Raw genomic sequence first — 22763 nt, 5'->3', positions numbered from 1 at the left:
ATCAGGGCCCGCTCTACAAGGACAGAACCATGCTGCAAGTTGAACAGCTCCACCAGTACTACGGCGGCAGCCATATCCTCCGTGGCCTGTCGTTCGACGCCAAGGTCGGCGAAGTCACCTGCCTGCTTGGGCGCAACGGGGTGGGCAAGACCACCCTGCTGAAATGCCTGATGGGCCTAATTCCGGCCAAGCAGGGCGCAATTAAATGGCAAGGCCAGAGCATCGGCCATTTCAAACCACACCAGCGCGTGCACAGCGGCATCGCCTACGTGCCGCAAGGGCGGGAGATTTTCCCGCGGCTGACGGTGGAGGAAAACCTGTTGATGGGACTGTCGCGCTTCAGCGCCCAACAGGCCAAGCAGGTGCCGACGTTTATCTACGAGCTGTTCCCGGTGCTGCAGGAGATGCAACAGCGCCGCGGTGGCGACCTGTCCGGCGGCCAGCAACAACAGCTGGCCATCGGCCGCGCCTTGGCCAGCAACCCGCAACTGCTGATCCTCGACGAGCCCACCGAAGGCATCCAGCCCTCGGTGATCAAGGAGATCGGTGCGGTTATCAAGCAGCTCGCCCAGCGTGGCGACATGGCCATCCTGCTGGTCGAACAGTTCTACGACTTCGCCGCCGAGCTGGCCGACCAGTACCTGGTGATGAGCCGCGGCGAGATCATCCAGCAGGGCCGTGGTGACAGCATGCACGTCGATGGGGTGCGCGGGCTGGTGGCCATCTGATAGATGCAGGATGGGTGCCCCCCCCGCACCAGCAGCAGGCAAACCAAGCCAAGCGCACGCTGCCTCGCACCAAAACCGAGCAAAGCCTGAGGTGCTTGCACCCGCCGCATACGACAGCAAACCTCTGCCGCCGCGAGCACGCGCACTGCCCTGGCGCAAGAGGCACGGCAATTGCTCTGTCCCAGCCATGACGCTGATTCCGGACCGCCCATGAACGCACCTGCCGCCCTGTTCACCCCCAGCTGGCATGCCGAGCTAGAGCTCGCCTATGCCCGCTGCGGTGACAGCACGCGCCCGGTGCTGCGCCGCCACCAGGGCCCGTTGCGGGTGCAGAAGCACCTCTACGGCGAAGGCCCCGAAGTCTGTCAGCACATCATCGTGCACCCACCGGGCGGCATCGCCGGCGGCGACCGCCTGGAGATCAGCGCGACAGTCGGCGAGCACGCCTGGGCGCAATTGACCAGCCCTGGCGCCGCCAAGTGGTACCGTGCCGCCGGTCCGGCCCATCAGCAACTGACGCTGCGCGTCGAAGCCGGCGCCACCCTGGAGTGGCTGCCGCAGGAGACCATCGTCTACTGCGGCGCCCAGGCTGAGCTGCACACCGAGATCCAGCTGCTCGGCGATGCGCGCCTGTGCTACTGGGACATGGTCGCCCTCGGCCGCCCAGCCAGTGGCGAACGCTTCGACCAGGGCCACTTTCAGGCGCAGCTGAATATCCGCCGCGACGGCCAGCTGCTCTGGCACGAACGCCAGCGGATAACCGGAGACGATGGTCTGCTCGACTCGCCGATCGGCCTGAATGGCCAGCCGGTGTTCGCCACCCTGCTGTTCAGCGGCGAAATCGACCACGAACTGCTGCAGCGTTGCCGCGAACTGCCTGCTGCTGTGCAAGGTCAGGTACGCGGCGACCTGAGCCAACTGCCCGGCCTGCTGGTGGCTCGCTGTCTGGCCACTGAAGCCCTGCACGCGCGCGCCTGGTTGATCGAGCTGTGGCGCCTGCTGCGCCCCGCCCTGCTCGGGCGCACCGCGCTACCCCCACGAATTTGGAGTACCTGATGGACCTCACCCCCCGCGAGAAAGACAAACTGCTGATCTTCACCGCTGGTCTGGTCGCCGAACGCCGCCTCGCCCGCGGGGTGAAGCTCAACTACCCGGAGGCCATGGCCTATATCTCCGCGGCCCTGCTCGAGGGCGCCCGCGACGGCCAGACGGTAGCGGCATTGATGCACTACGGCACGACATTGCTGAGCCGCGAGCAGGTGATGGACGGCATCGCGGAGATGATCCCGGAGATCCAGGTCGAGGCCACTTTCCCCGACGGCACCAAGCTGGTCACCGTCCACCAACCGATAGCCTGAACATGACTATTCAAGACGCGACCCCAGCCGACCTGCCCGGCATCCTGGTGATCTATAACGATGCCGTGCTCAACACCACGGCGATCTGGAACGAAACCCTGGTCAACCTGGCCAACCGCCAAGCCTGGCTGGCCGAGCGCAACGCCGCCGGCTTCCCGGTGCTGGTAGCACGTAACGCCGCAGGCGAAGTATTGGGCTATGCCAGCTACGGCACCTGGCGAAGCATCGAGGGCTTTCGCCACACGGTCGAGCATTCGGTGTATGTGCGCAGCGACCAACGCGGCCAGGGCCTCGGTCCACTGCTGATGCAAGCGCTGATCGAACGAGCGCAAGCCGCCGGGTTGCACATGATGGTCGCCGCCATCGAAAGCGGTAACGCCGCGTCGATCCGCCTGCACGAACGCCTGGGCTTCATCATCAGCGGGCAGATGCCCCAGGTCGGCTGCAAGTTCGGCCACTGGCTCGACCTGACCCTTATGCAACTGACCCTCAATCCGGGCGCGGAGCCGCCAATCGCCTGAACGGAGTGACATCACCATGAACACTGCCCAACTGCGTCGCGTCACCGCCGAAAGCTTCGCCCATTACCGCCCCGGCTTGATCGAACTGCTGCTCGATGCCGTGGGCCAGGGCTGGTCTTTAGGGTTCAAGGCCGACCTGGATGCCGCGCAAGCACGGAGCTATTTCGACGAGGTGCTCAGCGACGTTGAGCAGGGCAACCTGTTGCTCTGGGTGGTGGTCAGGGACGAACAGGTGCAGGCCAGCGTGCAATTGGCGCTGTGCCAGAAGCTCGACGGTCGCCATCGTGCGCAAGTGCAGAAATTGCTGGTGCAGCAACAGGCACAACGCCACGGCCTCGGTCAGCAGCTGATGACCGCCCTGGAACAAGGGGCGCGCCAACACCAACGCGGCCTGCTGCATCTCGATATCCAGGCCGGCGCCCCGGCGGAGGCGTTCTACCGCGCGCAGGGCTACACGCGGGTGGGCGAGATCCCGGACTACACCAGCGGCCCGAACGACGACTATCACTCGACCGCCATCTACTTCAAGAGCCTGCACGGAGCGAGCGTATGATTCCCGGCGAATACCAGATCCAGCCCGGTGAGATCGAGCTCAACGCCGGACGGCGCACCCTGACCCTCACGGTTGCCAACAGCGGCGACCGACCGATCCAGATCGGCTCGCACTTTCATTTCTTCGAGACCAACGATGCCCTGAGCTTCGACCGGGCGAGTAGCCGTGGCATGCGCCTGAATATTCCCGCTGGCACTGCCGTGCGCTTCGAACCGGGGCAGAGCCGCGAAGTCGAACTGGTCGACCTCGCCGGTCAGCGCCGGGTGTTCGGCTTCGCTGGGCGCGTGATGGGCAATCTGTAACGCCGCTGGTTCCCATGCTCCGCGAGGGAACCCATGACGGGGCGCGCCGCGTCCCTGCGACGCAGAGCGTCGCCAGCCGCATTCCCACGCAGAGCATGGGAAGGATCAAATTCGAGGAGTGCCGATGAAAATATCCCGCCAAGCCTATGCCGACATGTTCGGCCCCACCGTCGGCGACAGGGTGCGCCTGGCCGACACCGAACTGTGGATCGAGGTGGAGCAGGATTTCACCACCTACGGTGAGGAAGTGAAATTCGGCGGCGGCAAGGTGATTCGCGACGGCATGGGCCAGAGCCAGCTGTGCGCGGCGGAGGTGGTCGATACCCTGATCAGCAACGCGCTGATCCTCGATCACTGGGGCGTGGTCAAGGCCGATGTCGGCCTCAAGGACGGGCGCATCGCCGCCATCGGCAAGGCCGGCAACCCGGATATCCAGCCCGACGTGAGCATCGCCATAGGCGCCGGCACCGAGGTGATCGCCGGCGAGGGCATGATCCTCACCGCGGGCGGCATCGACAGCCATATCCACTTCATCTGCCCGCAGCAGATTGAAGAAGCGTTGATGAGCGGGGTGACCACCATGATCGGCGGCGGCACCGGTCCAGCCACCGGCACCAACGCCACCACCTGCACCCCCGGCCCCTGGCACATGATGCGCATGCTGCAGGCCGCCGACGCCTTCCCGATGAACCTGGGCTTTACCGGCAAGGGCAACGCCTCGCTGCCGGAACCGCTGATCGAGCAGGTCAAGGCCGGGGCGATTGGCTTGAAACTGCACGAAGACTGGGGCACCACCCCGGCCGCTATCGACAACTGCCTGAACGTGGCCGACCAGTACGACGTGCAGGTGGCGATCCACACCGACACCCTCAACGAATCCGGCTTCGTCGAAACCACCCTGGCCGCCTTCAAGGGCCGCACCATCCACACCTATCACACCGAGGGCGCCGGCGGCGGTCATGCGCCAGACATCATCAAAGCCTGTGGCTTCGCCAACGTGCTGCCCAGCTCGACCAACCCGACCCGGCCGTTCACCCGAAACACCATCGACGAACACCTGGACATGCTGATGGTCTGCCATCACCTGGACCCGAGTATCGCCGAGGACGTGGCCTTCGCCGAGAGCCGCATCCGCCGCGAGACCATCGCCGCCGAAGACATCCTGCATGACCTCGGCGCCTTCTCCATGATCAGCTCCGACAGCCAGGCCATGGGTCGCGTTGGCGAGGTGATTACCCGCACCTGGCAGACCGCCGACAAGATGAAGCAGCAACGCGGCGCCCTGCCCGAGGACGGTGCCGGCAATGACAACTTCCGCGCCAAACGCTACATCGCCAAGTACACCATCAACCCGGCGATCACCCACGGCATCAGCCATGAGGTGGGCTCGATCGAGGTGGGTAAATGGGCCGATCTGGTGCTCTGGCGTCCAGCCTTCTTCGGGGTCAAGCCGAGTCTGATTCTGAAAGGGGGATCGATTGCCGCCAGCCTGATGGGCGACGCCAACGCCTCGATTCCCACGCCGCAGCCGGTGCATTATCGGCCGATGTTCGCCAGCTACGGCGGCTCGCTGCACGCCAGCAGCCTGACCTTCATCAGCCAGGCGGCGCTGGACGCCGGCATTCCCGAACAGCTGGGTTTGAAGAAGCAAATCGGCGTGGTCAAAGGTTGCCGCGCGGTGCAGAAAAGCGACCTGATCCACAACGACTACCTGCCCAATATCGAGGTCGACCCGCAGAACTATCAGGTCAAGGCCGATGGCCAACTACTGTGGTGTGAGCCTGCCGAGGTGCTGCCGCTGGCGCAGCGCTATTTTCTGTTCTGATGCGACAGTTCGTTGCTGCGCTTCACGCACCAGCAGCCTGCGCAGGCTTTCACACAGAGCGTGGAGGCGTGCAGATTGGCCAAGCCCTGTAAAACAAAGGCGGCTGGGCAGACGCATTAGCCCTTAAGCGTCGGCTTGCTTAAGTGACTCATAGTCGCGCAGGTAGGCGCCGGATAATTGCTCTTTCTGCGTATCGCTCAACAGCTTGCCGGCCATCTGAAAGAATTTCTGTTCCTCTTCCTGCAGATGGTGATGCACCTTTTCCGACAACTTCTTGGCTTGAGCCAGCCAGCTCGGGCTGCTGAGCTCGGTTTCCTCGAGCTCTTCAATCATCTCGTCCATTTCATGGTGCTCGGCAATCGCATGGCGCGACAGGTCCACGCCGAGGTCGTCCTGCATCAACGGAATATAGAAATTCCGCTCTTCGGCAACCGAGTGCGCCGCCAACTCCGACTTCAGCAGAGTAAACAGCGCTTGACGCTCTGAGGTATCGCCACTGGTATCGATCAGTTTTGTCGACAGCTCACGCTGCGTCTCGTGGCTTAAGCGCAAGGCTTCAAAAATAGTCATGGAATAAACCTCTTCCTTGGCAAGAAACGTTGTGAGTGATGTGACCCGCTCGGACCGGCGAAGTGCCCCACTTGGATGAATCGAACGAGAAGACACAGGTCGCAGAGGTCAATGACTACCTGTCGAATATCAAGAGAGCCCAGCCAGCCTGCAGGTTTTCAGCGCAATGATTCCATTTTGAAATCGCAGCCGTTACATTGCTGCCCCCTGAGAAATGACGCTCAGGATCGCACCCTATGGAGTAATACCTTTGAAATACGCTAGCAAAGTCATCGCTACCCTGTTGTTCGCCCTGGCCATCACCGGCTGCACGGGTACCCCGATGAAAACCCAGAATCTGGACAACGAGCAATACACCGTAGTCGGCCACAGCCAGGCCAGCGCTACCGGCCTGTTGTTGTTCGGCGTGATCCCTATTCAGCAGAACAACCGCTTCGTCCGTGCACAAAACGCAGCCATCAAGGCCAAGGGCGGCGATGCGCTGATCAATACTCAGGTTCAGGAAAACTGGTTCTGGGCATGGGTCCTGACCGGTTACACCACCACGGTTTCCGGCGACGTGGTGAAGCTGAACAGCGTTCAGTAAGCGGTCTTGCCAGACCGTCTCCAAACAGTCGGTCTGGCAGCCTTGCAGCAAACCGAGATATCGCAGCTCCGCCCTCACGTTCAGTCACCGCCGCAATCCGTTCAGGGTTGCGTGGCGAAGTAGTCGAAGGCTCTTGTGGATGGTGGAAACCCAGCTTCTCGCTCAGCGCAACTGGCTATCCTTGCTGCCTCGCCGGTTGTAACCGCCGCCCGCCTTCTGCTGTTTATCCAGTTCGGATTGACAGGCTACGCACAAGCGCACGCCTTTGATCGCTTCACGGCGCGCCAGAGGTATCGGCGCATCGCACTCCTCGCAGTGAGTCAGGCTCTCGCCGCTCGGCAGCTGGCTACGGGCGCGCTGGATGGCGTCCTCGATGCTGCTGTCGATCTGGTCTTGCACCGCACCGTCACTTGCCCAACCACCGGCCATTTCGACCTCCATCGTCGCTCGCTGAATAGCGATAGATATGGGCCGTCGAGGCTCTTTTTGCAAGCTGGACGCGTGCTGGTCGCGACGAACTGCTCGACGCTGCCCGCGGGTCGCACCGTGTTCTAGACGTTTATTCCTTCACGTTCATGAACTCCTCGGCCCAGATCAGATAGTCCTCGGGCTGAGTGTATTTGTGCGCCAACTCGGACGCGCTGAGTTCGTTGGCCACGGCCTGGCGCTGTTCGCGCAGGCAGTCGTAAGTGGCCTTGATCGCGGCGAAGTAGGCGGCATGCCCGTTGACCACAATACGCACGCCGAGGCTGGCCAGGCGGGCGTTGTCGCGCAGCTTGGGGTTGCCATAGGTGACCAGCATCAGCGGGATGCTCAGGCCCTCTGCGATCTGCTGCAGATGCTCGAAATCTTCGACACCGACGATGCAGATACCATCGGCGCCGGCCGCCTGATAGGCCTGGGTGCGGCGGATCACTTCATCCACCGGCAGCACGCCGGCATGGGTGCGGGCGATGATCGCCAGCGCCGCATCGACACGGGCTTCCAGCGCCGCACGAATCTTGCCAACGCCCTCTTCCACGGAAATCAGATCGGTGGATTTGCGCCCGAACTGGGCTGGCAGCAGGGTGTCTTCGAGGGTCAGTGCAGAAATACCGGCACGCTCAAGCTCGACCACAGTACGCATCACGTTGAGCGCATTGCCGTAGCCGTGATCGGCGTCGGCGATGACTGGCAAGCGGCTGACCCGACCGATGCGGGTGGCCTGCTCGACGAATTCGCTGAGGCTGATCAGAGCGAAATCCGGGGCGGCCAACACCTGCAAGGAAGCCACCGAACCGCCAAGGATCCCCACCTCGAAACCCAGATCGCCGGCAATCCGCGCGGACATGGGGTCGAACACCGAAGCGGTGTGATAACAGGCGTCGGACGCCAACAGGGCACGAAAAGCACGACGCAGGTCGTGATGGGAGGTTCTTTGCATGGGGGGTTCCAAGGCTTGCGGCGCAAGCCGAATAGGGCTGATCGAGTAGTTAGCTAGCTTAGCAAATTCCCCAGCCGCACTGAACCAGTCAGGCCCACAAGCGCAGACTCCGCCGACCCCGCCACTTAACGCCGCAGTTCTTGCAACCGACGCCAAGGACTCCCTGTGACTCCGCGCAAATCGTCCCCAAGCGTTCTGCGCTTTAGTGCTTTTCCGGCATCGACAATAACGCCTGGACCTCTGGGCTATCGAGGCGCTCTCGAGTCACCAGCACGGCATCCAACTCGATCTGCCGCCGAGGTGTCGTCATCTGTTGCTCGCGCATCGCGCGCTCGGCCATCCGCACCCCCTGGTAACCCATGGCGTAGGGCTGCTGCACCACCAGTGCGTCTATTTGCCCGGCGCGGAGCGCATCCAGCAGTACCCGGCCGGTATCGAAACCCACATGCAACAGCTGATCGGTCGCCTGCAGGCGTAGCAGCGCGGCATGGGTTTCGCGGGTGGTAGGGCCATTGGGGGTAAACAGCGCATCGAGATTCGGCAACTGATCGCGCAGCACCTTGAAAGTCGTTTCGGGGTTACTGCCCAGGGGCTGATCGAACACAATAGTCAGTCCCGCCTCCCTCACGGCCTGAATAAAACCTCGCCGCCGCTCGCTGGTCGAGGTAACCGCAGGGCTCATCTGAATCACGCCGACCCGCCCCTTGCCACGCAGCGCCTGCCCGAGATGCTGCCCGGCCAGCTGGCCCGCCCGATAGTTATTGGTGGCGATCACCGCCTGCACCTCGGCACCGCCGACATCCCGATCGATGTAGATGGTCGGAATACCACGGGCCTTGAGCGCCTGTACTTTGGCGATGATTTCAGTGCCACTCGGCGCAACGACCAGCGCCTTGCAACCGCGCGCGACAATCTTGTCGATCAGTTGCACCTGCACCTCGACACTGCCCTCGCGGATCGGCCCACGAAAATAGATCTCTATGTCCGCATCCAGGCCCGCCTGCAGGGCGCCGGTCTTTACCTGCGACCAGAACAGCTGAGCACTGGCCGGCACCACACCGATGCACTCCTTCGCCCAAGCCTGGCCAGCCAGCAGGCTGCACAGCGCAAGCACCGGCCCGAACCATCTAACAGCCTTGAGAAATTGCATAGATAGCTCTCCTGCGATCAGACGATCGCCACACCGCGCAGTAGCACTTTAACATCATAAAGCTAGAGCCAGGACCTGCACTCGAATGCTCTCCGCAACCGCCGAGCCCTCAAGCCATTGCGCCAATCCGCGAAGTTTAAAGGCCGCTAATCGTCGGGGTGTACAACTTTGTCACAGTCCAGCCGACAGTTGGACTGGCGGCCGAGGCCCAGGCAGGCGATCATCGACGTTCCCCTCTGCACTATGAATGACATGACCGAGACCACCCAGAACACCCCGGCAACGCACAAGCCCCGCCCGATGGTCGATTTACTGATCAGCATCCTGATTCCGTCACTGATTCTGATGAAGCTCAGCGGCGAGGCGAACCTCGGTGCCGACGGTGCTTTGCTCCTGGCCCTGGCCTTCCCCCTCGGCTGGGGCGCCTTCGAGCTGATCAAGTACCGCAAATTCAACTTCATTGCTCTGCTTGGCCTGATCAGCGTACTGCTCACCGGCGGGATCGGTCTGCTGCACCTGGACACCCGCTGGCTGGCGATCAAGGAAGCGGCGATTCCCGGACTGATCGGTATCGCTGTGCTGGTGTCGACGCGCACCCGCCACCCGCTGATCCGCACCCTGCTGTTCAACAAGTCGGTGCTCAACGTCGACAAAATCCATCAGCGTCTGGAACAAGGTGGCCATACCGAACTGTTCGAGGCCCGCCTGCTGACGGCCACCTACTGGTTGAGCGGGACCTTCTTCTTCTCCTCGGTGATGAACTACGTGCTGGCCAAGTGGATCGTCACCAGCCCGGCCGGCACCGAAGCCTTCAATGCCGAGTTGGGCCGCATGAACCTGCTCAGCTATCCGATGATCGCGATCCCCTCGATGCTGATGCTGATGGCGATCTTCTATTACCTGTGGCGCACCATCCATGGCCTGACCGGCCTCAAGCTGGAAGAGATCATGGCTAACGCCGAGCAATAATGGCGGCCCCGTCACTCCCCGACCGCGCGTCGCGACAACCGGCGTGCCTCGCCCTTTCTAGGTTTTCCCTGCGTGCTGACGCTCTCCGCCTACCTAGGCCTGTTCCTCTCGGCATTCGGCGCTGCGACCCTGCTGCCTTTGCAGTCCGAGACCCTGCTGGTCGCACTGCTATTGAGCGACAGCTACCCATTGTGGGCGTTGCTCACCGTGGCCAGCGCCGGCAATGTGCTCGGCGCCCTGGTCAACTGGCTGCTCGGCCGCTCCCTCGAACACTTCCGCCACAAGCGCTGGTTCCCGGTCAGCCCGCGCAAGCTGGAGCAGGCGCAGGGCTGGTATGCCCGCTACGGGCATTGGTCGCTGCTGCTCAGCTGGCTGCCGATCGTCGGCGATCCGCTGACCCTGGTGGCTGGCGTTATGCGCGAACCCTGCTGGCGTTTTTTGCTGATCGTCGGCCTGGCCAAGACCGGACGTTACGTGGCGCTGGCCGCAATCACCCTTAGTCTTAACTGAGCCACGCGGTCATCCGTCGCGACGACAGGCAATCGAGGCAGCATTCCCCCGCCAGCTCGCATAGAATGCGCGGCCGTTTTTTGTGCTCAGCACATCCATGTGCTTCACCCCTTCGGGGCTTGCGCGCAAAAACGCTCCCGGCGTTTTTGTGGCCATTCCACCCGTGGCGGCCAGCCTCCGGGCCGTCGCTACGCGACGTCAAAAATTTCTCCCGGTAATTTTTTCAGGAACCGTGCGCAGCATGCCTTTCTCCACTCCCGCCCGCGCTTGCGGCATCGACTTCGGCACCTCCAACTCCACCGTCGGCTGGCAACGCCCGGGCGTAGACTCGCTGATCGCCCTGGAAGACGGCAAGATCACCCTGCCGTCGGTGCTGTTCTTCAATTTCGAAGAGCGCCGCCCGGTGTATGGCCGCCTGGCCCTGCACGAATATCTGGAAGGCTACGAAGGCCGCCTGATGCGCTCGCTGAAAAGCCTGCTGGGCTCCAAACTGCTGAAGAGCGAGACCACGGTGCTGGGCAGCGCCATGCCGTTCAAGGACCTGCTCGGGCTGTTTATCGGTCAACTCAAGCAACGCGCCGAAGCCGTTGCCGAGCGCCCGTTCGAGGAAGTGGTGCTGGGCCGTCCGGTGTTCTTCGTCGACGACGATCCGCTCGCCGATCAGGAAGCCCAGAACACCCTGGTCGCGGTGGCGCACAAACTCGGTTTCAAGGACGTGTCCTTCCAGTACGAGCCGATTGCCGCCGCCTTCGATTATGAAAGTGGCATCGACCGTGAAGAGCTGGTGTTGATCGTCGACATCGGTGGCGGCACCTCGGACTTCTCCCTGGTGCGCCTGTCGCCCGAACGCCGCGCAGTGGCCGAGCGGCAGGACGACATCCTCGCCACCGGCGGTGTGCATATCGGCGGCACCGACTTCGACAAACAACTCAGCCTGCAGGGGGTGATGCCGCTGTTCGGCTACGGCAGCCGGATGAAGAGCGACGCGCCGATGCCGACCAGCACGCACCTCAACCTGGCCACCTGGCACACCATCAACGCAGTGTATGCACAGAAGTCGCAGCTGGCGCTGCAGAGCATGCGTTACGACATCGTCGACCCGACCGGCATCGACCGCCTGTTCAAGCTGATCGAGCAGCGCGCCGGACACTGGCTGGCGATGCAGGTGGAAGACAGCAAGATTGCCCTGACCGAAACCAGCATGCGACCGATTGAGCTGCGGCGCATCGAGCCGGGCCTGGTCGCCGAGCTGACCCGCGAGTTGTTCGAGAACGCCATCGAACCGTTGCTGCAGCGCATCCGCGCCAGCGTCGGGCAGCTACTGGGCAATGCCGGGGTGACTGTCGAGCAGGTCGATACGGTGTTCTTCACCGGCGGCTCCAGCAGCATTCCGGCGTTGCGCCAGAGCGTGGCGGCGATGCTGCCGAATGCCCGGCATGTTGAAGGCAACAACTTCGGCAGCATCGGCAGCGGCCTGGCCATCGAAGCGCAGAAGCGCTACGGCTGAAGCACCTAGCCCGGATGCAATCCGGGAGTGGTGAAAGGCCCGGATTGCATCCGGGCTACGCAACCATGGGAGCGCTTTCGCGGCCAAGACCGCTCACAGGGAGCCTGCGGTTAGCGTGGCACGGCCGGACGCTTAGCCGGTTTCTTGCCTTTACCTTTGCTGGCATCGTGGCGTTCTTTCGCCGCTTGCTGGTTCCTGGCAAAGGCCGCGGCCTTAGCTTCCTCGCGCTTGTCCCAAGGATTGCCGCCATCGCTGCCACGCGGCGGCAGACCGCTGTGCTGGGTGAGGATCTTGGTGGTCTTTTCCTTGGCCACTTTATGGCTGCCGGCCGGCGTGGAGTTCTTGCGCCGGGCACTCTGGTAGCTGTCGGTGGCCGGTTGATGCAACGGAATCAACTGGTTCTTGCCCGGACCGATCAAGTCGGCACGGCCCATGCGCTCCAGCGCTTCACGCAGCATCGGCCAGCCCTTCGGATCGTGATAACGCAGGAAAGCCTTGTGCAGGCGCCGCTGTGCCTCGCTCTTGACGATCTGCACGGCATCGCTCTTGTAGGTCACCTTGCGCAGCGGGTTCTTGCCCGAGTGGTACATGGCGGTGGCAGTGGCCATCGGCGAGGGGTAGAACGCCTGCACCTGGTCGGCGCGGAAACCGTTGCCCTTGAGCCACAGGGCCAGGTTCATCATGTCTTCGTCGGTGGTACCCGGGTGCGCGGCGATGAAATACGGAATCAGGTACTGCTCTTTGCCGGCTTCCTTGGTGTACTTCTCGAACATCCGCTTGAACTTGTCGTAGCTGCCTATGCCCGGCTTCATCATCTGGTTGAGCGGACCTTCCTCGGTGTGTTCCGGGGCGATCTTCAGGTAACCACCGACGTGGTGGGTAACCAGCTCTTTCACGTACTCCGGGGACTCGACGGCGAGGTCGTAGCGCAGACCGGAGGCGATCAGAATTTTCTTCACTCCCGGCAAGGCGCGGGCGCTGCGATACAGCTGGATCAAGGAGGAATGATCGGTGTTCAGGTTCGGGCAAATGCCGGGGAACACGCAGGATGGCTTGCGGCACGCGGATTCGATTTCCGGGCTCTTGCAGGCGATGCGGTACATGTTCGCGGTCGGCCCGCCCAGGTCGGAAATCACCCCGGTAAAGCCCGGCACCTTGTCGCGGATCTCTTCGATCTCACGAATGATCGACTCTTCCGAGCGGTTCTGAATGATCCGCCCTTCGTGCTCGGTGATCGAGCAGAAGGTACAGCCGCCGAAGCAGCCGCGCATGATGTTCACCGAGAAACGAATCATCTCGTAGGCTGGGATCTTCGCCTTGCCATACGCCGGATGCGGCACCCGCGCGTAGGGCATGCCGAACACATAGTCCATTTCTTCGGTGGTCATGGGAATGGGAGGCGGGTTGAACCAGACGTCCACCTCACCATGCTTCTGCACCAGGGCACGAGCGTTGCCCGGGTTGGTTTCCAGGTGCAGCACGCGGTTGGCGTGAGCGTAGAGCACCGCGTCACCACGGACTTTCTCCACCGAGGGCAGACGAATCACGGTCTTGTCGCGAGTCATCCGCGGGCTGGCCAGAATCTGCACGACCTGGGCCTCGTTCGGGTCTTCGACCGCACCCACACCCTTTTCCTGTTCGATGGCGCAGGCCTGGGTGTCCTGGGTATTCACGTAGGGGTTGATGATCTTGTCGATCTTGCCTGGACGGTCGATCCGCGTGGAGTCGACTTCGTACCAGTCTTTCGGGGTGTCACGGCGAATGAAAGCGGTGCCGCGCACGTCGGTGATGTCTTCGATCTTGTGGCCGTAGGACAAGCGCTGGGCGACCTCGACAATCGCCCGTTCGGCGTTGCCATACAGCAGAATGTCGGCGCAGGCGTCGATCAGGATCGAGTTGCGCACCCGGTCCTGCCAGTAGTCATAGTGGGCGATACGGCGCAGCGAGGCTTCGATGCCGCCGAGGACAATCGGCACATGCTTGTAGGCTTCCTTGCAGCGCTGGCTGTAGACCAGGCTGGCGCGATCCGGACGACTGCCGGCCAGGCCACCTGGGGTGTAGGCATCGTCGGAACGGATCTTCTTGTCGGCCGTATAGCGGTTGATCATCGAGTCCATGTTGCCGGCCGCGACGCCGAAGAACAGGTTCGGCTCGCCGAGCTTCATGAAGTCGTCTTTCGACTGCCAGTTCGGCTGGGCGATGATGCCTACGCGAAAGCCCTGGGATTCCAGCAAGCGGCCGATAATGGCCATGCCGAAGGACGGATGATCGACGTAGGCATCACCGGTGACGATGATGATGTCGCAGCTGTCCCAGCCCAACTGGTCCATCTCTTCCCGGCTCATCGGCAGGAAAGGCGCCGGCCCGAAGCACTCGGCCCAGTATTTTGGATAGTCGAATAACGGCTTGGCTGCTTGCATGGCGAGGACCGAGGTTTCTAGTGTTTAAACGGGGGCGGAATATAGCACAAAATTTGACCAAATCCGACCATGCCGCTGGGTTTTACGGGGCCGAACGGCCAGTGCACGCGCCCACACATATTGTGATCAACATGGTCATCTATGGCTATACTCCGAGCCACAACAGCATCGACCGAGCGGTAGTAGGGACAAGGAGTACGTGCGGTGCAGCGGTTTGTCGCCTCAATCATTTTACTGCTGAGCCTGGCAGGCACGGCCGAATTGGCCAGCGCCACCCCCATTACGCTAACCCACAGCAGCAGTGGCCTGTCCCTGAATGGGCAGATCGAGTTACTGGAGGACGATGGCGGCCAGCTGAGCATCGCCGACATGGCCGACCCTGCAGTGCAACGCCGCTTCCAGCCGGCCAACGGCCGCGCCACTGTCGGCCAGAGCCGCAACCCTTGGTGGATAAAAGTCAGCCTGCAGCGCACCCCCGACGCCCCCGCACAATGGTGGCTGGAAGTCGGCGCGGTGACGCCACTCGACTTGCAGCTGTACCTGGCGGACGGCCAGGCCGGCTGGCAGGCACGCCAGTCTGGAGAGCGGACCGGCTTTGCCCAGGGACGCGATCATCCCTATAGGCGCATGCTGTTCAAACTACCCACGCTGGGCAGCGAACCCCTGACCATCTACCTGCGCAGCTATGATCCGGCCGGCAACTCCTTCCCACTCAAGACCTGGCAACTGGATGATCTGAACCAGCTGGCAAGCCAGGAAAACCTTGGCCTGGGAGTGGTCTACGGCATGATCGCCGCCCTCCTGCTCTACAACCTGTTCATCTTCTTCAGCCTGCGCGACTCCGCCTATTTCTGGTACGTGCTGACCACCGCCGGCGCCCTGCTGATGATCCTCAGCATGAGCGGTCATGGCTTCCAGTACCTTTGGCCGCAGGGACCGGTGCCCTTCTGGCTGGACCGCATCACCCTTCCCTCGGTCTGGGGGCTCTGCGCCAGCCGCTTCACCCAGACCTTGCTGCAGACTCGCCAGCACGTGCGCTGGGCTCATTACCTACTGAGCTTCGCCTGCATCTGTTACGTCATCGCCATCAGCCTGGAGGCCTTCGGCCAGCGCAGCCTCGCTGCCTGGATCATCGCCCTGCTTTCGCTGTCCAGCATCCCCGCGGCGCTGGGCTCGGCGCTGACCCGCTGGCGTCAGGGCTATTTTCCTGCCCTTTTGTACCTCAGCGGCTACGGCTTGATCCTCGGCAGTATCAGTCTGGCACTGATGCGCACCACCGGCCTGGTGCAGCCCGCTACCTGGAACGCCTATGTGTTCCCCCTTGCGGTGGCGGCAGAATCGATCCTGTTCTCCTTCGCCCTGGCCTATCGCATTCAGATACTCAGGCAGGAAAGAGTCGCGGCCGTGCGGCAGGCTGACCGCGAAAAAACCGCCCGCCTGACTCAGATCCAGGCCAGCAGTGACGAGCTACAGGAGGCGGTGACACGACGCACCGCCGAACTAGCGGCGGCCAATGCGCGACTGTCGCTACGCGAACAGGAGCTGGAATACGCGGCCTTTCATGATCCCTTGACCGAGCTGCCCAACCGCCGCTACCTGGTCCAGCGCACCGAAACGGCGCTGGCCAACGCCGCGCGCCACCACGAAAGCGTGGCACTGATGCTGATCGACCTCGATCATTTCAAACCGATCAATGACAAGCACGGCCACGACGCCGGCGACCTGATGCTGCAAGTGATCGCCGAGCGTTTGCGCGAGCATGTGCGGGGCGGCGACACCGTGGCCCGCCTGGGGGGCGACGAATTTGCCGTACTGATCAGCGGCACCGATGCCGAGGCGCATGCCCGCGAAATTACCGAACGCCTGCTCGCCCAGCTGGCGCAACCGGTTATGTATGGCGCCGAACGGCTTAGCGTGACCATCAGCATCGGCGTGGCACTCTACCCCCAGCACGCCATGCAGTTCACCGACCTTTACAAGACCGCCGACGAAACCCTGTACAAGGTCAAGGCGCGCGGCCGTTCAGGCGCGGCAGTCTGCGGCGAGGATGGCGAACTGAGCAGCAGCACACGCCTGCACCTGGACGTGATCAAGGTCACCAGTGGGCTCTGAGACCACTGCCCCACAGATCAGCCGTTGATATAGCGACGCGGCACGCGCTGGGTCACCTTGCTCAGCAATTCGTAACCGATGGTACCGGCGGCCCGCGCCACCTCATCCACCGGCAGTTGCGCACCCCATAATTGCACCGCATCCCCCACCTGAGCGCCGGGCTGCTCCGTGAGGTCCACCGCCAGCATGTCCATCGACACCCGCCCAACCAATGGCAAACGCTGACCATTAACCAACATCAACGTCCCAACTGGCGCATGACGCGGGTAACCGTCGGCATAGCCACAGCTCACCGTGCCAATGCGCGATGGCCGCGCCGCAACCCAACTGGCGCCGTAACCCACAGCCTCGCCAACATTGATCTCGCGGATGGCGATCAGCTCCGCCGTGAGGCTCATGACCGACCTGAGCCCGAGCACTTCGGCACTCAGCTCGCTGAAGGGGCTCGCCCCATAGAGCATGATGCCCGGGCGCAACCAATCCATGTGCGCCGCCGGGATAGTCAGAATCGCCGCCGAATTGGCCAGTGAGCGCTGGGCAAAATCCAGATCGAGCAGGCCGATAAAGCGTTCTACCTGCTGCTCGGTGAGTGGATGACCGCGCTCGTCGGCGCAAGCGAAATGGCTTAGCAGGTTCAGCTCGGCAACCTGCGTCGCGCCCTGCAGACGCCCATGCCACTCACGCACAGCCGCCTCGCTGAAGCCCAGGCGATGCATTCCGCTGTCCAGTTTCAGCCAGACGCTCAAGGGCCGCCCGAGGCGTGCGACCAACAACTGCTGCACTTGCGGCGCATTGTGCAGCACCACGTCCAGGCCGAGCTGCGCGGCCACCTGGTACTCCTGCGCAGCGAAACAGCCTTCGAGCAATAGAATCCGCGCCTCGCCGTGCAACGCGCGCACCTCGGCAGCCTCCTCCAGACTGGCCACGGCAAAACCGTCGACCTCATCGTGCAGCGCCGCCACCACCTCACGAGCACCATGCCCGTAGGCATTCGCCTTGACCACGGCAAAGGCCTGGCGACCGGGCGCGCAGCGTTTGGCGACGGCGTAGTTATGGCGGATGGCGGACAGGTCGATGCTGGCGACAAGCGGGCGCATGGCTCGGGCTCGTATGCTGGAGGGGCGACCATCTTAAACCTCGCCCCTCAGGCTGCAAACGCCAGGCATTCGGTCGCCACAGCGCCGAGCCAGCGCCGCGGGCACGGGCGCGACTCATGCCGCGACGCCTGGCGCCGACCTACCCCATCGCCGCCGACAGGCGCTGCAGACTACTGACAGTAAGCTGTCAGCAGCCCTGCCTTAGAGTGGCCTCAGCAGACTGAAACGCGCCGCCAACTGCTGCCGGTGTCTGCTGCCAAAACCCATCGTCAAGGAGAGAGAAAATGAATGCGATCAACTGGTTTGAACTGTTCGTCGGCGACTTCGAGCGCGCCCGTCGTTTTTATGAGCAGACTCTGGCGCGGCCGCTGGAGGTGATGGAGAGCATGGGCGGGCGCGTGGCGCTGTTTCCCCATGCCCCGGAAAGCGGAGTCGGCGGTTGCCTGAGCGATTCTGCCGAGCAACAGAGCGGCATCGGCGGCACCCGGGTCTACCTTAATGTCGAAGGGCAATTGGATGCCGTGGTGAACCGGGTTCCGGCGGCAGGAGGCGTCATCATCCAGGGCAAGATGTCCATCGCCCCACACGGCTTCATCGCTGTGATAAAAGACAGCGAAGGCAATGAGGTGGGCCTGCACAGCATGTCCTGAATCTGCCACCCCGGGCGTGCCATTGCTCGCCCGACCACCGAGACCGCCAAGAGGGAGCATGAGACGCGCTGACCGGCTGTTCCAGATCGTGCAGTTCCTGCGTAGTCGCCGCCTGACCACTGCCCAATGGCTGGCCGAACGCCTACAGGTGTCGGTGCGCACCATCTACCGCGACATCCAGGACCTCTCGCTCTCCGGCGTACCGCTGGAGGGCGAGGCCGGCGTCGGCTATGTACTGCGCCAGCCCATGGACCTGCCGCCGCTAATGTTCGAACGCGAGGAGATCGAAGCCCTGCTGATCGGCGCGCGCATGGTCAAGGCCTGGGCCGACCCGCAGTTGCAGCGGGCCGCCGAGTCGGCGCTGGCCAAGATCCACGGAGTCTTGCCGCAAGCCCTGCGCGATGAACTCAACCGCAACCAGATGCTCGCCCCGGAGACCCGCCCGCTGCCCGTGCACTGGCTCGGCGAGCTGCGCCAGGCCATCCGGCAGCGGCATAAGCTGCTGATCAGCTACCGCGACGAAAACGGCGAGAGCAGCCAGCGCCACATCCGCCCCTTGGGTCTTTTTTTCTGGGGGCAGGTCTGGACCTTGTGCGGCTGGTGCGAATTGCGCGATGACTTTCGCAACTTCCGCGTCGACCGGGTGCAGACCCTGGACGACAGCGGCGAGACCTTCGAAACCGTAGCCGGCCAACGCCTGGAGGACTATCTCGCACGCCATGTCTGCGCCGATCAGCTGACCCCGACCTACAAGTCCTGAGCCCCTCAATCCACCCAGGCGGGCACCGCCGCCAAGCGCTTACTCGTCGTCGAACTGATAACTACCCGGCGCCAGGTTCTCGAAGCGCGAGTACTTGCCGAGAAAGGCTAGCCGCGAGGTGCCGATAGGGCCATTACGCTGCTTGCCGATGATGATTTCGGCGACACCCTTGAGTTCGGTTTCCGGGTGATACACCTCGTCCCGGTAAACGAACATGATGATGTCGGCGTCCTGCTCGATGGCCCCCGACTCACGCAAGTCAGAGTTGATCGGACGCTTGTTGGGACGTTGCTCCAGGGAGCGGTTGAGCTGCGACAGGGCGATCACCGGGCAGTTGAACTCCTTGGCCAGGGCTTTCAGCGAGCGGGAAATCTCCGAGATTTCGTTGACTCGGCTTTCGCTGCTGGAACCGGGAATCTGCATCAACTGCAGGTAGTCGACCATGATCATGGCGATCTCACCGTGCTCACGAGCCAGACGCCGGGTGCGCGCACGCATCTCCGACGGCGAGATGCCTGCGGTATCGTCGATGAACAGCTTACGGTCGTTGAGCAGATTGACCGCAGAGGTCAGCCGCGGCCAATCATCGTCGTCCAGACGGCCGGCACGCACCTTGGTCTGATCGATCCGCCCCAGCGAGGCGAGCATCCGCATCACGATGGAGTCCGCCGGCATCTCCAGCGAGTACACCACTACCGCCTTGTCGCTGCGCAGCACGGCGTTTTCCACCAGATTCATGGCGAAGGTGGTCTTACCCATGGAAGGACGACCGGCGACGATCACCAGGTCTGCCGGCTGCAGGCCGCTGGTCTGCGCGTCCAGATCGGTGAAGCCGGTGGACAGACCGGTAATCGCATCCCCCGAGTTGAACAGGGTGTCGATGCGGTCGATGGCCTTGACCAGGATATCGTTGATACCCACCGGACCGCCGGTCTTCGGCCGCGCCTCGGCAATCTGGAAGATCAGCCGCTCAGCCTCGTCGAGGATCTCTTCACCGGTTCGCCCTTGCGGCGCATAGGCACTGTCGGCGATTTCACTGCTGATGCCGATCAACTGGCGCAGGGTGGCGCGCTCGCGAATGATCTGCGCATAGGCCTTGATGTTGGCGACCGACGGGGTGTTCTTGGCCAGTTCGCCAAGGTAGGCCAAACCGCCGACCTGGGACAACTGGCCTTCCTTGTCCAGCTGCTCGGACAGGGTCACCACGTCGAACGGCTGGTTGCGCTCGGCCAGTTTGTAGATGGCGCGAAACACCAGGCGATGATCATGCCGATAGAAATCGCCATCGGAAACCTGATCGAGCACACGCTCCCAGGCATTGTTGTCCAACATCAGGCCACCGAGCACGGCCTGCTCGGCCTCTATCGAGTGCGGCGGCACCTTCAGGGCTGAGGTTTCCAGGTCATATTGCTCGGGAATGCTGATGTCGTTCATAAGGCTCTGGAGAAAATTCTGGAGTTGAAAAACAAAGGGCACGGCATCGCTTACGCAATGTCGTGCCCGATGTTAGCGGGCTTGCACCTAAGCGCAAGCCCGTTTGGCGGCTACTTAGGCAGCTACCACAACGACCCGTACGGTCGCTTCAACGTCGGAGTGCAGGTGCACCGCTACGTCGTACTCGCCAACCTGACGGATGGTACCGTTCGGCAGACGCACTTCAGCTTTGGCCACTTCCACGCCGGAGGCGGTCAGGGCGTCAGCGATGTCGTGAGTACCGATAGAGCCGAACAGCTTGCCTTCGTCACCAGCGGTTGCGGTGATGGTCACTTCCAGCTCTGCCAATTGAGCAGCGCGAGTTTCAGCAGATGCTTTCTTCTCGGCAGCCAATTTCTCCAGCTCGGCGCGACGCGTTTCGAACGCAGCAACGTTCGCAGCGGTAGCAGCGGTGGCTTTGCCTTTCGGCAGCAGGAAGTTACGGCCGTAACCAGCCTTAACGTTCACTTTGTCGCCCAGGTTGCCCAGATTGGCGATTTTTTCCAGCAGGATCAGTTCCATTTGGTAATAACCTCTTAACTTTTAACCTTCACCGTTCGCGGGGCCAGAGCCATGCTTGCGCTCGAAGCGACCACGAAAATCAAACAGGCTGTCGACAATGGCCAAAACCACCAGTAACGGATACGTCAGCTGCATAAACAGCAGCAGCGTGATGTACAACCCAACCAACCAGAACTTGGCCAGTCGCTTTTGTGCCACCAGCCCGTGCAACAGGGCGATGCCAGCGAACACCAGCGGCACACTGCACAGCGGAGTCAACATGGCCAGCTCAGGCCCCAGATTGGGACCGATCAGCATGCCAACCAGCAGCAACATCGCCGGTGCCGGCGGTAGCCTCAACGCGCGAAACTCGCGCCCGAAACCACCGGGGTTATACAACAGCGCCTGCCAATAACGCCCCAACATCAGGCTGAGCAGGCTGACTATCTGCAACAATGCCGCTATCAAACCGGTCAGCACCGGTGCAATCAGGCTATCCAGGCGCACTCGCTCGTTCACCGACATCTGCTGGTGAACCCCATCGAGCATTTGCGGCAGGAGCTTTTGCAGCTCACCTGCCATTGCCGCGATGGGTTCGCGGAACACCGCACCCAAAACCACCCCATACACCAGACCCAAGGCCACGCTGCACAGCAGCACGCGATTCCAGGACTGGCTGGCGCGCAACAACAACGCCAGCCCCAGCGCACCGAGCAACACCAACAGGGTGCGCGGCTCACCGAAATACCACCAGCCAATAGCCGGCAGCAGGGCCCAAACGAGGATGCCCAGGGCATCACTCAAACCACGCCGCAGGAGCACTAAGCTTCCGGCGGCGGCACTTAACCAGAACAACAGCGGCAATGCCGCAGAAACGACCACCACAAGAGTGGCCTGCATACGGCCGCGCATAATGAATTCAGCTAAGGCGCGCATGCGATTTATCCCTTACTACTTGTCGAGCATCCGGTCTCAGTGGCCGTGGCTGTCGGTGTAGGGCAGCAGGGCCAGGAAGCGGGCGCGCTTGATAGCGGTAGCCAGCTGACGCTGATAACGAGCCTTGGTACCGGTGATACGGCTAGGAACGATCTTGCCGGTTTCAGATACATAAGCTTTCAAGGTGTTGAGATCTTTGTAATCGATCTCCTTCACGTTTTCAGCGGTGAAACGGCAGAACTTACGACGACGGAAAAAACGTGCCATGAGAGTGGCTCCTCAATAGGTCCGTGGATTACTCGTCAGCGTTATCGCTGGCGTCGCTGTTATCACTGCTATCGCCATCGGCGGAATCAGTGTGCTCAGGACGGTCACGACGCTCGCGGCGCTCGCTACGATTTTCCTCAGCCTTGAGCATTTCAGACTGCTCGATAACGGCTTCGTCGCGACGGATGACCAGATTACGGATCACCGCATCGTTGTAACGGAAGTTGTCTTCCAGCTCAGCCAGGGCTTTGCCGGTGCACTCTACGTTGAGCATCACGTAGTGGGCCTTGTGGACGTTGTTGATGGCGTAAGCCAGCTGACGACGGCCCCAATCTTCCAGACGGTGGATTTTGCCGCCGTCTTCTTCGATCAGCTTGGTGTAACGCTCAACCATGCCGCCGACTTGCTCGCTCTGGTCCGGGTGAACCAGAAAGATGATTTCGTAATGACGCATAAATGCTCCTTACGGGTTGTAGCCTGCCACTTGCTGTGGTCAGACAAGGAGTGAATGACACTGTGTGTCTTGCCAGACGGAGGGCACAAGA

25 protein-coding genes are annotated in these 22763 nt (G+C 62.2%); 14 read left to right on the top strand and 11 right to left on the bottom strand.

Features of this window, described 5'->3' with window-relative positions; translation table 11 throughout:
• Positions 1–29 precede the first annotated feature (29 nt).
• From urtE to ureC, 7 genes are all read left to right on the top strand, one after another.
• On the top strand, positions 30–728 hold the full coding sequence (gene urtE / locus TMS3_RS05965) for an urea ABC transporter ATP-binding subunit UrtE (RefSeq protein WP_025164344.1): 699 nt from the start codon (positions 30–32) through the stop codon (positions 726–728).
• 210 nt (positions 729–938) lie between these two features.
• Positions 939–1784: an urease accessory protein UreD gene (locus TMS3_RS05960; protein WP_025164343.1), complete on the top strand. Its 846-nt coding sequence runs from the start codon at positions 939–941 to the stop codon at positions 1782–1784.
• Positions 1784–2086, top strand: coding sequence for an urease subunit gamma (ureA, locus tag TMS3_RS05955; RefSeq protein ID WP_025164342.1), 303 nt, complete (start codon positions 1784–1786; stop codon positions 2084–2086). Before TMS3_RS05960 ends, ureA begins: the two co-directional genes overlap by 1 nt.
• Before the next feature lie 2 nt (positions 2087–2088).
• The gene (locus tag TMS3_RS05950; RefSeq protein WP_029866146.1) at positions 2089–2607 is read left to right on the top strand and encodes a GNAT family N-acetyltransferase; all 519 of its coding nucleotides are present in this window, start codon (positions 2089–2091) and stop codon (positions 2605–2607) included.
• A 16-nt stretch (positions 2608–2623) separates the two neighbouring features.
• Complete coding sequence (locus TMS3_RS05945) at positions 2624–3160, top strand: GNAT family N-acetyltransferase (RefSeq protein WP_025164340.1); 537 nt, start codon at positions 2624–2626, stop codon at positions 3158–3160.
• Positions 3157–3462, top strand: coding sequence for an urease subunit beta (locus TMS3_RS05940; protein ID WP_025164339.1), 306 nt, complete (start codon positions 3157–3159; stop codon positions 3460–3462). Before TMS3_RS05945 ends, TMS3_RS05940 begins: the two co-directional genes overlap by 4 nt.
• Before the next feature lie 124 nt (positions 3463–3586).
• On the top strand, positions 3587–5287 hold the full coding sequence (gene ureC / locus TMS3_RS05935; RefSeq protein WP_025164338.1) for an urease subunit alpha: 1701 nt from the start codon (positions 3587–3589) through the stop codon (positions 5285–5287).
• A gap of 123 nt (positions 5288–5410) precedes the next feature.
• Here ureC and TMS3_RS05930 read toward each other — a convergent pair whose 3' ends face one another.
• Positions 5411–5857, bottom strand: coding sequence for a hemerythrin domain-containing protein (locus tag TMS3_RS05930; protein WP_025164337.1), 447 nt, complete (start codon positions 5855–5857; stop codon positions 5411–5413).
• A 250-nt stretch (positions 5858–6107) separates the two neighbouring features.
• On the opposite strand from TMS3_RS05930, the gene TMS3_RS05925 reads away from it, so the two are divergent.
• The gene (locus TMS3_RS05925) at positions 6108–6443 is read left to right on the top strand and encodes a hypothetical protein (RefSeq protein ID WP_025164336.1); all 336 of its coding nucleotides are present in this window, start codon (positions 6108–6110) and stop codon (positions 6441–6443) included.
• A 162-nt stretch (positions 6444–6605) separates the two neighbouring features.
• On the opposite strand, the gene TMS3_RS05920 is transcribed toward TMS3_RS05925, so the two are convergent.
• The 3 genes from TMS3_RS05920 to TMS3_RS05910 form a co-directional block, all read right to left on the bottom strand.
• Positions 6606–6872, bottom strand: a complete 267-nt coding sequence (locus TMS3_RS05920; protein ID WP_025164335.1) for a DksA/TraR family C4-type zinc finger protein — start codon at positions 6870–6872, stop codon at positions 6606–6608.
• Positions 6873–7002: 130 nt separating this feature from the next.
• Positions 7003–7866: an isocitrate lyase/PEP mutase family protein gene (locus TMS3_RS05915; RefSeq protein WP_025164334.1), complete on the bottom strand. Its 864-nt coding sequence runs from the start codon at positions 7864–7866 to the stop codon at positions 7003–7005.
• A 202-nt stretch (positions 7867–8068) separates the two neighbouring features.
• Complete coding sequence (locus TMS3_RS05910; RefSeq protein ID WP_025164333.1) at positions 8069–9016, bottom strand: substrate-binding domain-containing protein; 948 nt, start codon at positions 9014–9016, stop codon at positions 8069–8071.
• Between the two features lie 252 nt (positions 9017–9268).
• Between TMS3_RS05910 and TMS3_RS05905 the strand changes: the two genes are divergently transcribed.
• The 3 genes from TMS3_RS05905 to TMS3_RS05895 all read left to right on the top strand — a co-directional run bounded on the left by TMS3_RS05905 (position 9269) and on the right by TMS3_RS05895 (position 12002).
• Positions 9269–9985 carry a VC0807 family protein gene (locus TMS3_RS05905; protein WP_029866144.1) on the top strand — a complete coding sequence of 239 codons (717 nt, stop codon included), beginning with the start codon at positions 9269–9271 and terminating at the stop codon, positions 9983–9985.
• Between the two features lie 72 nt (positions 9986–10057).
• On the top strand, positions 10058–10495 hold the full coding sequence (locus tag TMS3_RS05900) for a YqaA family protein (protein ID WP_029866143.1): 438 nt from the start codon (positions 10058–10060) through the stop codon (positions 10493–10495).
• Between the two features lie 241 nt (positions 10496–10736).
• The gene (locus tag TMS3_RS05895; protein ID WP_025164332.1) at positions 10737–12002 is read left to right on the top strand and encodes an Hsp70 family protein; all 1266 of its coding nucleotides are present in this window, start codon (positions 10737–10739) and stop codon (positions 12000–12002) included.
• A gap of 110 nt (positions 12003–12112) precedes the next feature.
• On the opposite strand, the gene TMS3_RS05890 is transcribed toward TMS3_RS05895, so the two are convergent.
• Positions 12113–14422, bottom strand: coding sequence for a YgiQ family radical SAM protein (locus TMS3_RS05890; protein WP_025164331.1), 2310 nt, complete (start codon positions 14420–14422; stop codon positions 12113–12115).
• Between the two features lie 204 nt (positions 14423–14626).
• Here TMS3_RS05890 and TMS3_RS05885 point away from each other — a divergent pair, with 204 nt between their 5' ends.
• Positions 14627–16534, top strand: coding sequence for a diguanylate cyclase (locus TMS3_RS05885; RefSeq protein ID WP_025164330.1), 1908 nt, complete (start codon positions 14627–14629; stop codon positions 16532–16534).
• 17 nt (positions 16535–16551) lie between these two features.
• On the opposite strand, the gene alr is transcribed toward TMS3_RS05885, so the two are convergent.
• Complete coding sequence (gene alr / locus TMS3_RS05880) at positions 16552–17631, bottom strand: alanine racemase (RefSeq protein ID WP_025164329.1); 1080 nt, start codon at positions 17629–17631, stop codon at positions 16552–16554.
• A gap of 284 nt (positions 17632–17915) precedes the next feature.
• Here alr and TMS3_RS05875 point away from each other — a divergent pair, with 284 nt between their 5' ends.
• Positions 17916–18281, top strand: coding sequence for a VOC family protein (locus tag TMS3_RS05875; protein ID WP_025164328.1), 366 nt, complete (start codon positions 17916–17918; stop codon positions 18279–18281).
• 58 nt (positions 18282–18339) lie between these two features.
• Positions 18340–19041: a helix-turn-helix transcriptional regulator gene (locus TMS3_RS05870; protein ID WP_025164327.1), complete on the top strand. Its 702-nt coding sequence runs from the start codon at positions 18340–18342 to the stop codon at positions 19039–19041.
• Between the two features lie 39 nt (positions 19042–19080).
• On the opposite strand, the gene dnaB is transcribed toward TMS3_RS05870, so the two are convergent.
• From dnaB to rpsF, 5 genes are all read right to left on the bottom strand, one after another.
• Positions 19081–20475 (bottom strand): replicative DNA helicase, encoded by a 1395-nt coding sequence (gene dnaB, locus TMS3_RS05865; protein WP_025164326.1) that lies wholly within the window; start codon positions 20473–20475, stop codon positions 19081–19083.
• Positions 20476–20589: 114 nt separating this feature from the next.
• Positions 20590–21036: a 50S ribosomal protein L9 gene (rplI, locus tag TMS3_RS05860; protein ID WP_025164325.1), complete on the bottom strand. Its 447-nt coding sequence runs from the start codon at positions 21034–21036 to the stop codon at positions 20590–20592.
• A gap of 21 nt (positions 21037–21057) precedes the next feature.
• On the bottom strand, positions 21058–21951 hold the full coding sequence (locus tag TMS3_RS05855; RefSeq protein ID WP_025164324.1) for a YybS family protein: 894 nt from the start codon (positions 21949–21951) through the stop codon (positions 21058–21060).
• Positions 21952–21987: 36 nt separating this feature from the next.
• Positions 21988–22218 (bottom strand): 30S ribosomal protein S18, encoded by a 231-nt coding sequence (gene rpsR, locus TMS3_RS05850; RefSeq protein WP_025164323.1) that lies wholly within the window; start codon positions 22216–22218, stop codon positions 21988–21990.
• A gap of 28 nt (positions 22219–22246) precedes the next feature.
• On the bottom strand, positions 22247–22672 hold the full coding sequence (rpsF, locus tag TMS3_RS05845) for a 30S ribosomal protein S6 (protein ID WP_025164322.1): 426 nt from the start codon (positions 22670–22672) through the stop codon (positions 22247–22249).
• Between the last annotated feature and the right edge of the window lie 91 nt (positions 22673–22763).

Source organism: Pseudomonas taeanensis MS-3, from assembly GCF_000498575.2.
GTDB lineage: Bacteria > Pseudomonadota > Gammaproteobacteria > Pseudomonadales > Pseudomonadaceae > Aquipseudomonas > Aquipseudomonas taeanensis.
Note: the sequence above shows the minus strand (reverse complement) of the source record. Positions and strands in the feature narration are given on the sequence as shown.

Coding starts and splice junctions, on each gene's coding strand:
- urtE (WP_025164344.1), top strand. CDS start 30: ATGCTGCAAGTTGAACAGCTCCACCAGTACTACGGCGGCAGCCATATC.
- TMS3_RS05960 (WP_025164343.1), top strand. CDS start 939: ATGAACGCACCTGCCGCCCTGTTCACCCCCAGCTGGCATGCCGAGCTA.
- ureA (WP_025164342.1), top strand. CDS start 1,784: ATGGACCTCACCCCCCGCGAGAAAGACAAACTGCTGATCTTCACCGCT.
- TMS3_RS05950 (WP_029866146.1), top strand. CDS start 2,089: ATGACTATTCAAGACGCGACCCCAGCCGACCTGCCCGGCATCCTGGTG.
- TMS3_RS05945 (WP_025164340.1), top strand. CDS start 2,624: ATGAACACTGCCCAACTGCGTCGCGTCACCGCCGAAAGCTTCGCCCAT.
- TMS3_RS05940 (WP_025164339.1), top strand. CDS start 3,157: ATGATTCCCGGCGAATACCAGATCCAGCCCGGTGAGATCGAGCTCAAC.
- ureC (WP_025164338.1), top strand. CDS start 3,587: ATGAAAATATCCCGCCAAGCCTATGCCGACATGTTCGGCCCCACCGTC.
- TMS3_RS05930 (WP_025164337.1), bottom strand. CDS start 5,857: ATGACTATTTTTGAAGCCTTGCGCTTAAGCCACGAGACGCAGCGTGAG.
- TMS3_RS05920 (WP_025164335.1), bottom strand. CDS start 6,872: ATGGCCGGTGGTTGGGCAAGTGACGGTGCGGTGCAAGACCAGATCGAC.
- TMS3_RS05915 (WP_025164334.1), bottom strand. CDS start 7,866: ATGCAAAGAACCTCCCATCACGACCTGCGTCGTGCTTTTCGTGCCCTG.
- TMS3_RS05910 (WP_025164333.1), bottom strand. CDS start 9,016: ATGCAATTTCTCAAGGCTGTTAGATGGTTCGGGCCGGTGCTTGCGCTG.
- TMS3_RS05905 (WP_029866144.1), top strand. CDS start 9,269: ATGACCGAGACCACCCAGAACACCCCGGCAACGCACAAGCCCCGCCCG.
- TMS3_RS05895 (WP_025164332.1), top strand. CDS start 10,737: ATGCCTTTCTCCACTCCCGCCCGCGCTTGCGGCATCGACTTCGGCACC.
- TMS3_RS05890 (WP_025164331.1), bottom strand. CDS start 14,422: ATGCAAGCAGCCAAGCCGTTATTCGACTATCCAAAATACTGGGCCGAG.
- alr (WP_025164329.1), bottom strand. CDS start 17,631: ATGCGCCCGCTTGTCGCCAGCATCGACCTGTCCGCCATCCGCCATAAC.
- TMS3_RS05875 (WP_025164328.1), top strand. CDS start 17,916: ATGAATGCGATCAACTGGTTTGAACTGTTCGTCGGCGACTTCGAGCGC.
- TMS3_RS05870 (WP_025164327.1), top strand. CDS start 18,340: ATGAGACGCGCTGACCGGCTGTTCCAGATCGTGCAGTTCCTGCGTAGT.
- dnaB (WP_025164326.1), bottom strand. CDS start 20,475: ATGAACGACATCAGCATTCCCGAGCAATATGACCTGGAAACCTCAGCC.
- rplI (WP_025164325.1), bottom strand. CDS start 21,036: ATGGAACTGATCCTGCTGGAAAAAATCGCCAATCTGGGCAACCTGGGC.
- TMS3_RS05855 (WP_025164324.1), bottom strand. CDS start 21,951: ATGCGCGCCTTAGCTGAATTCATTATGCGCGGCCGTATGCAGGCCACT.
- rpsR (WP_025164323.1), bottom strand. CDS start 22,218: ATGGCACGTTTTTTCCGTCGTCGTAAGTTCTGCCGTTTCACCGCTGAA.
- rpsF (WP_025164322.1), bottom strand. CDS start 22,672: ATGCGTCATTACGAAATCATCTTTCTGGTTCACCCGGACCAGAGCGAG.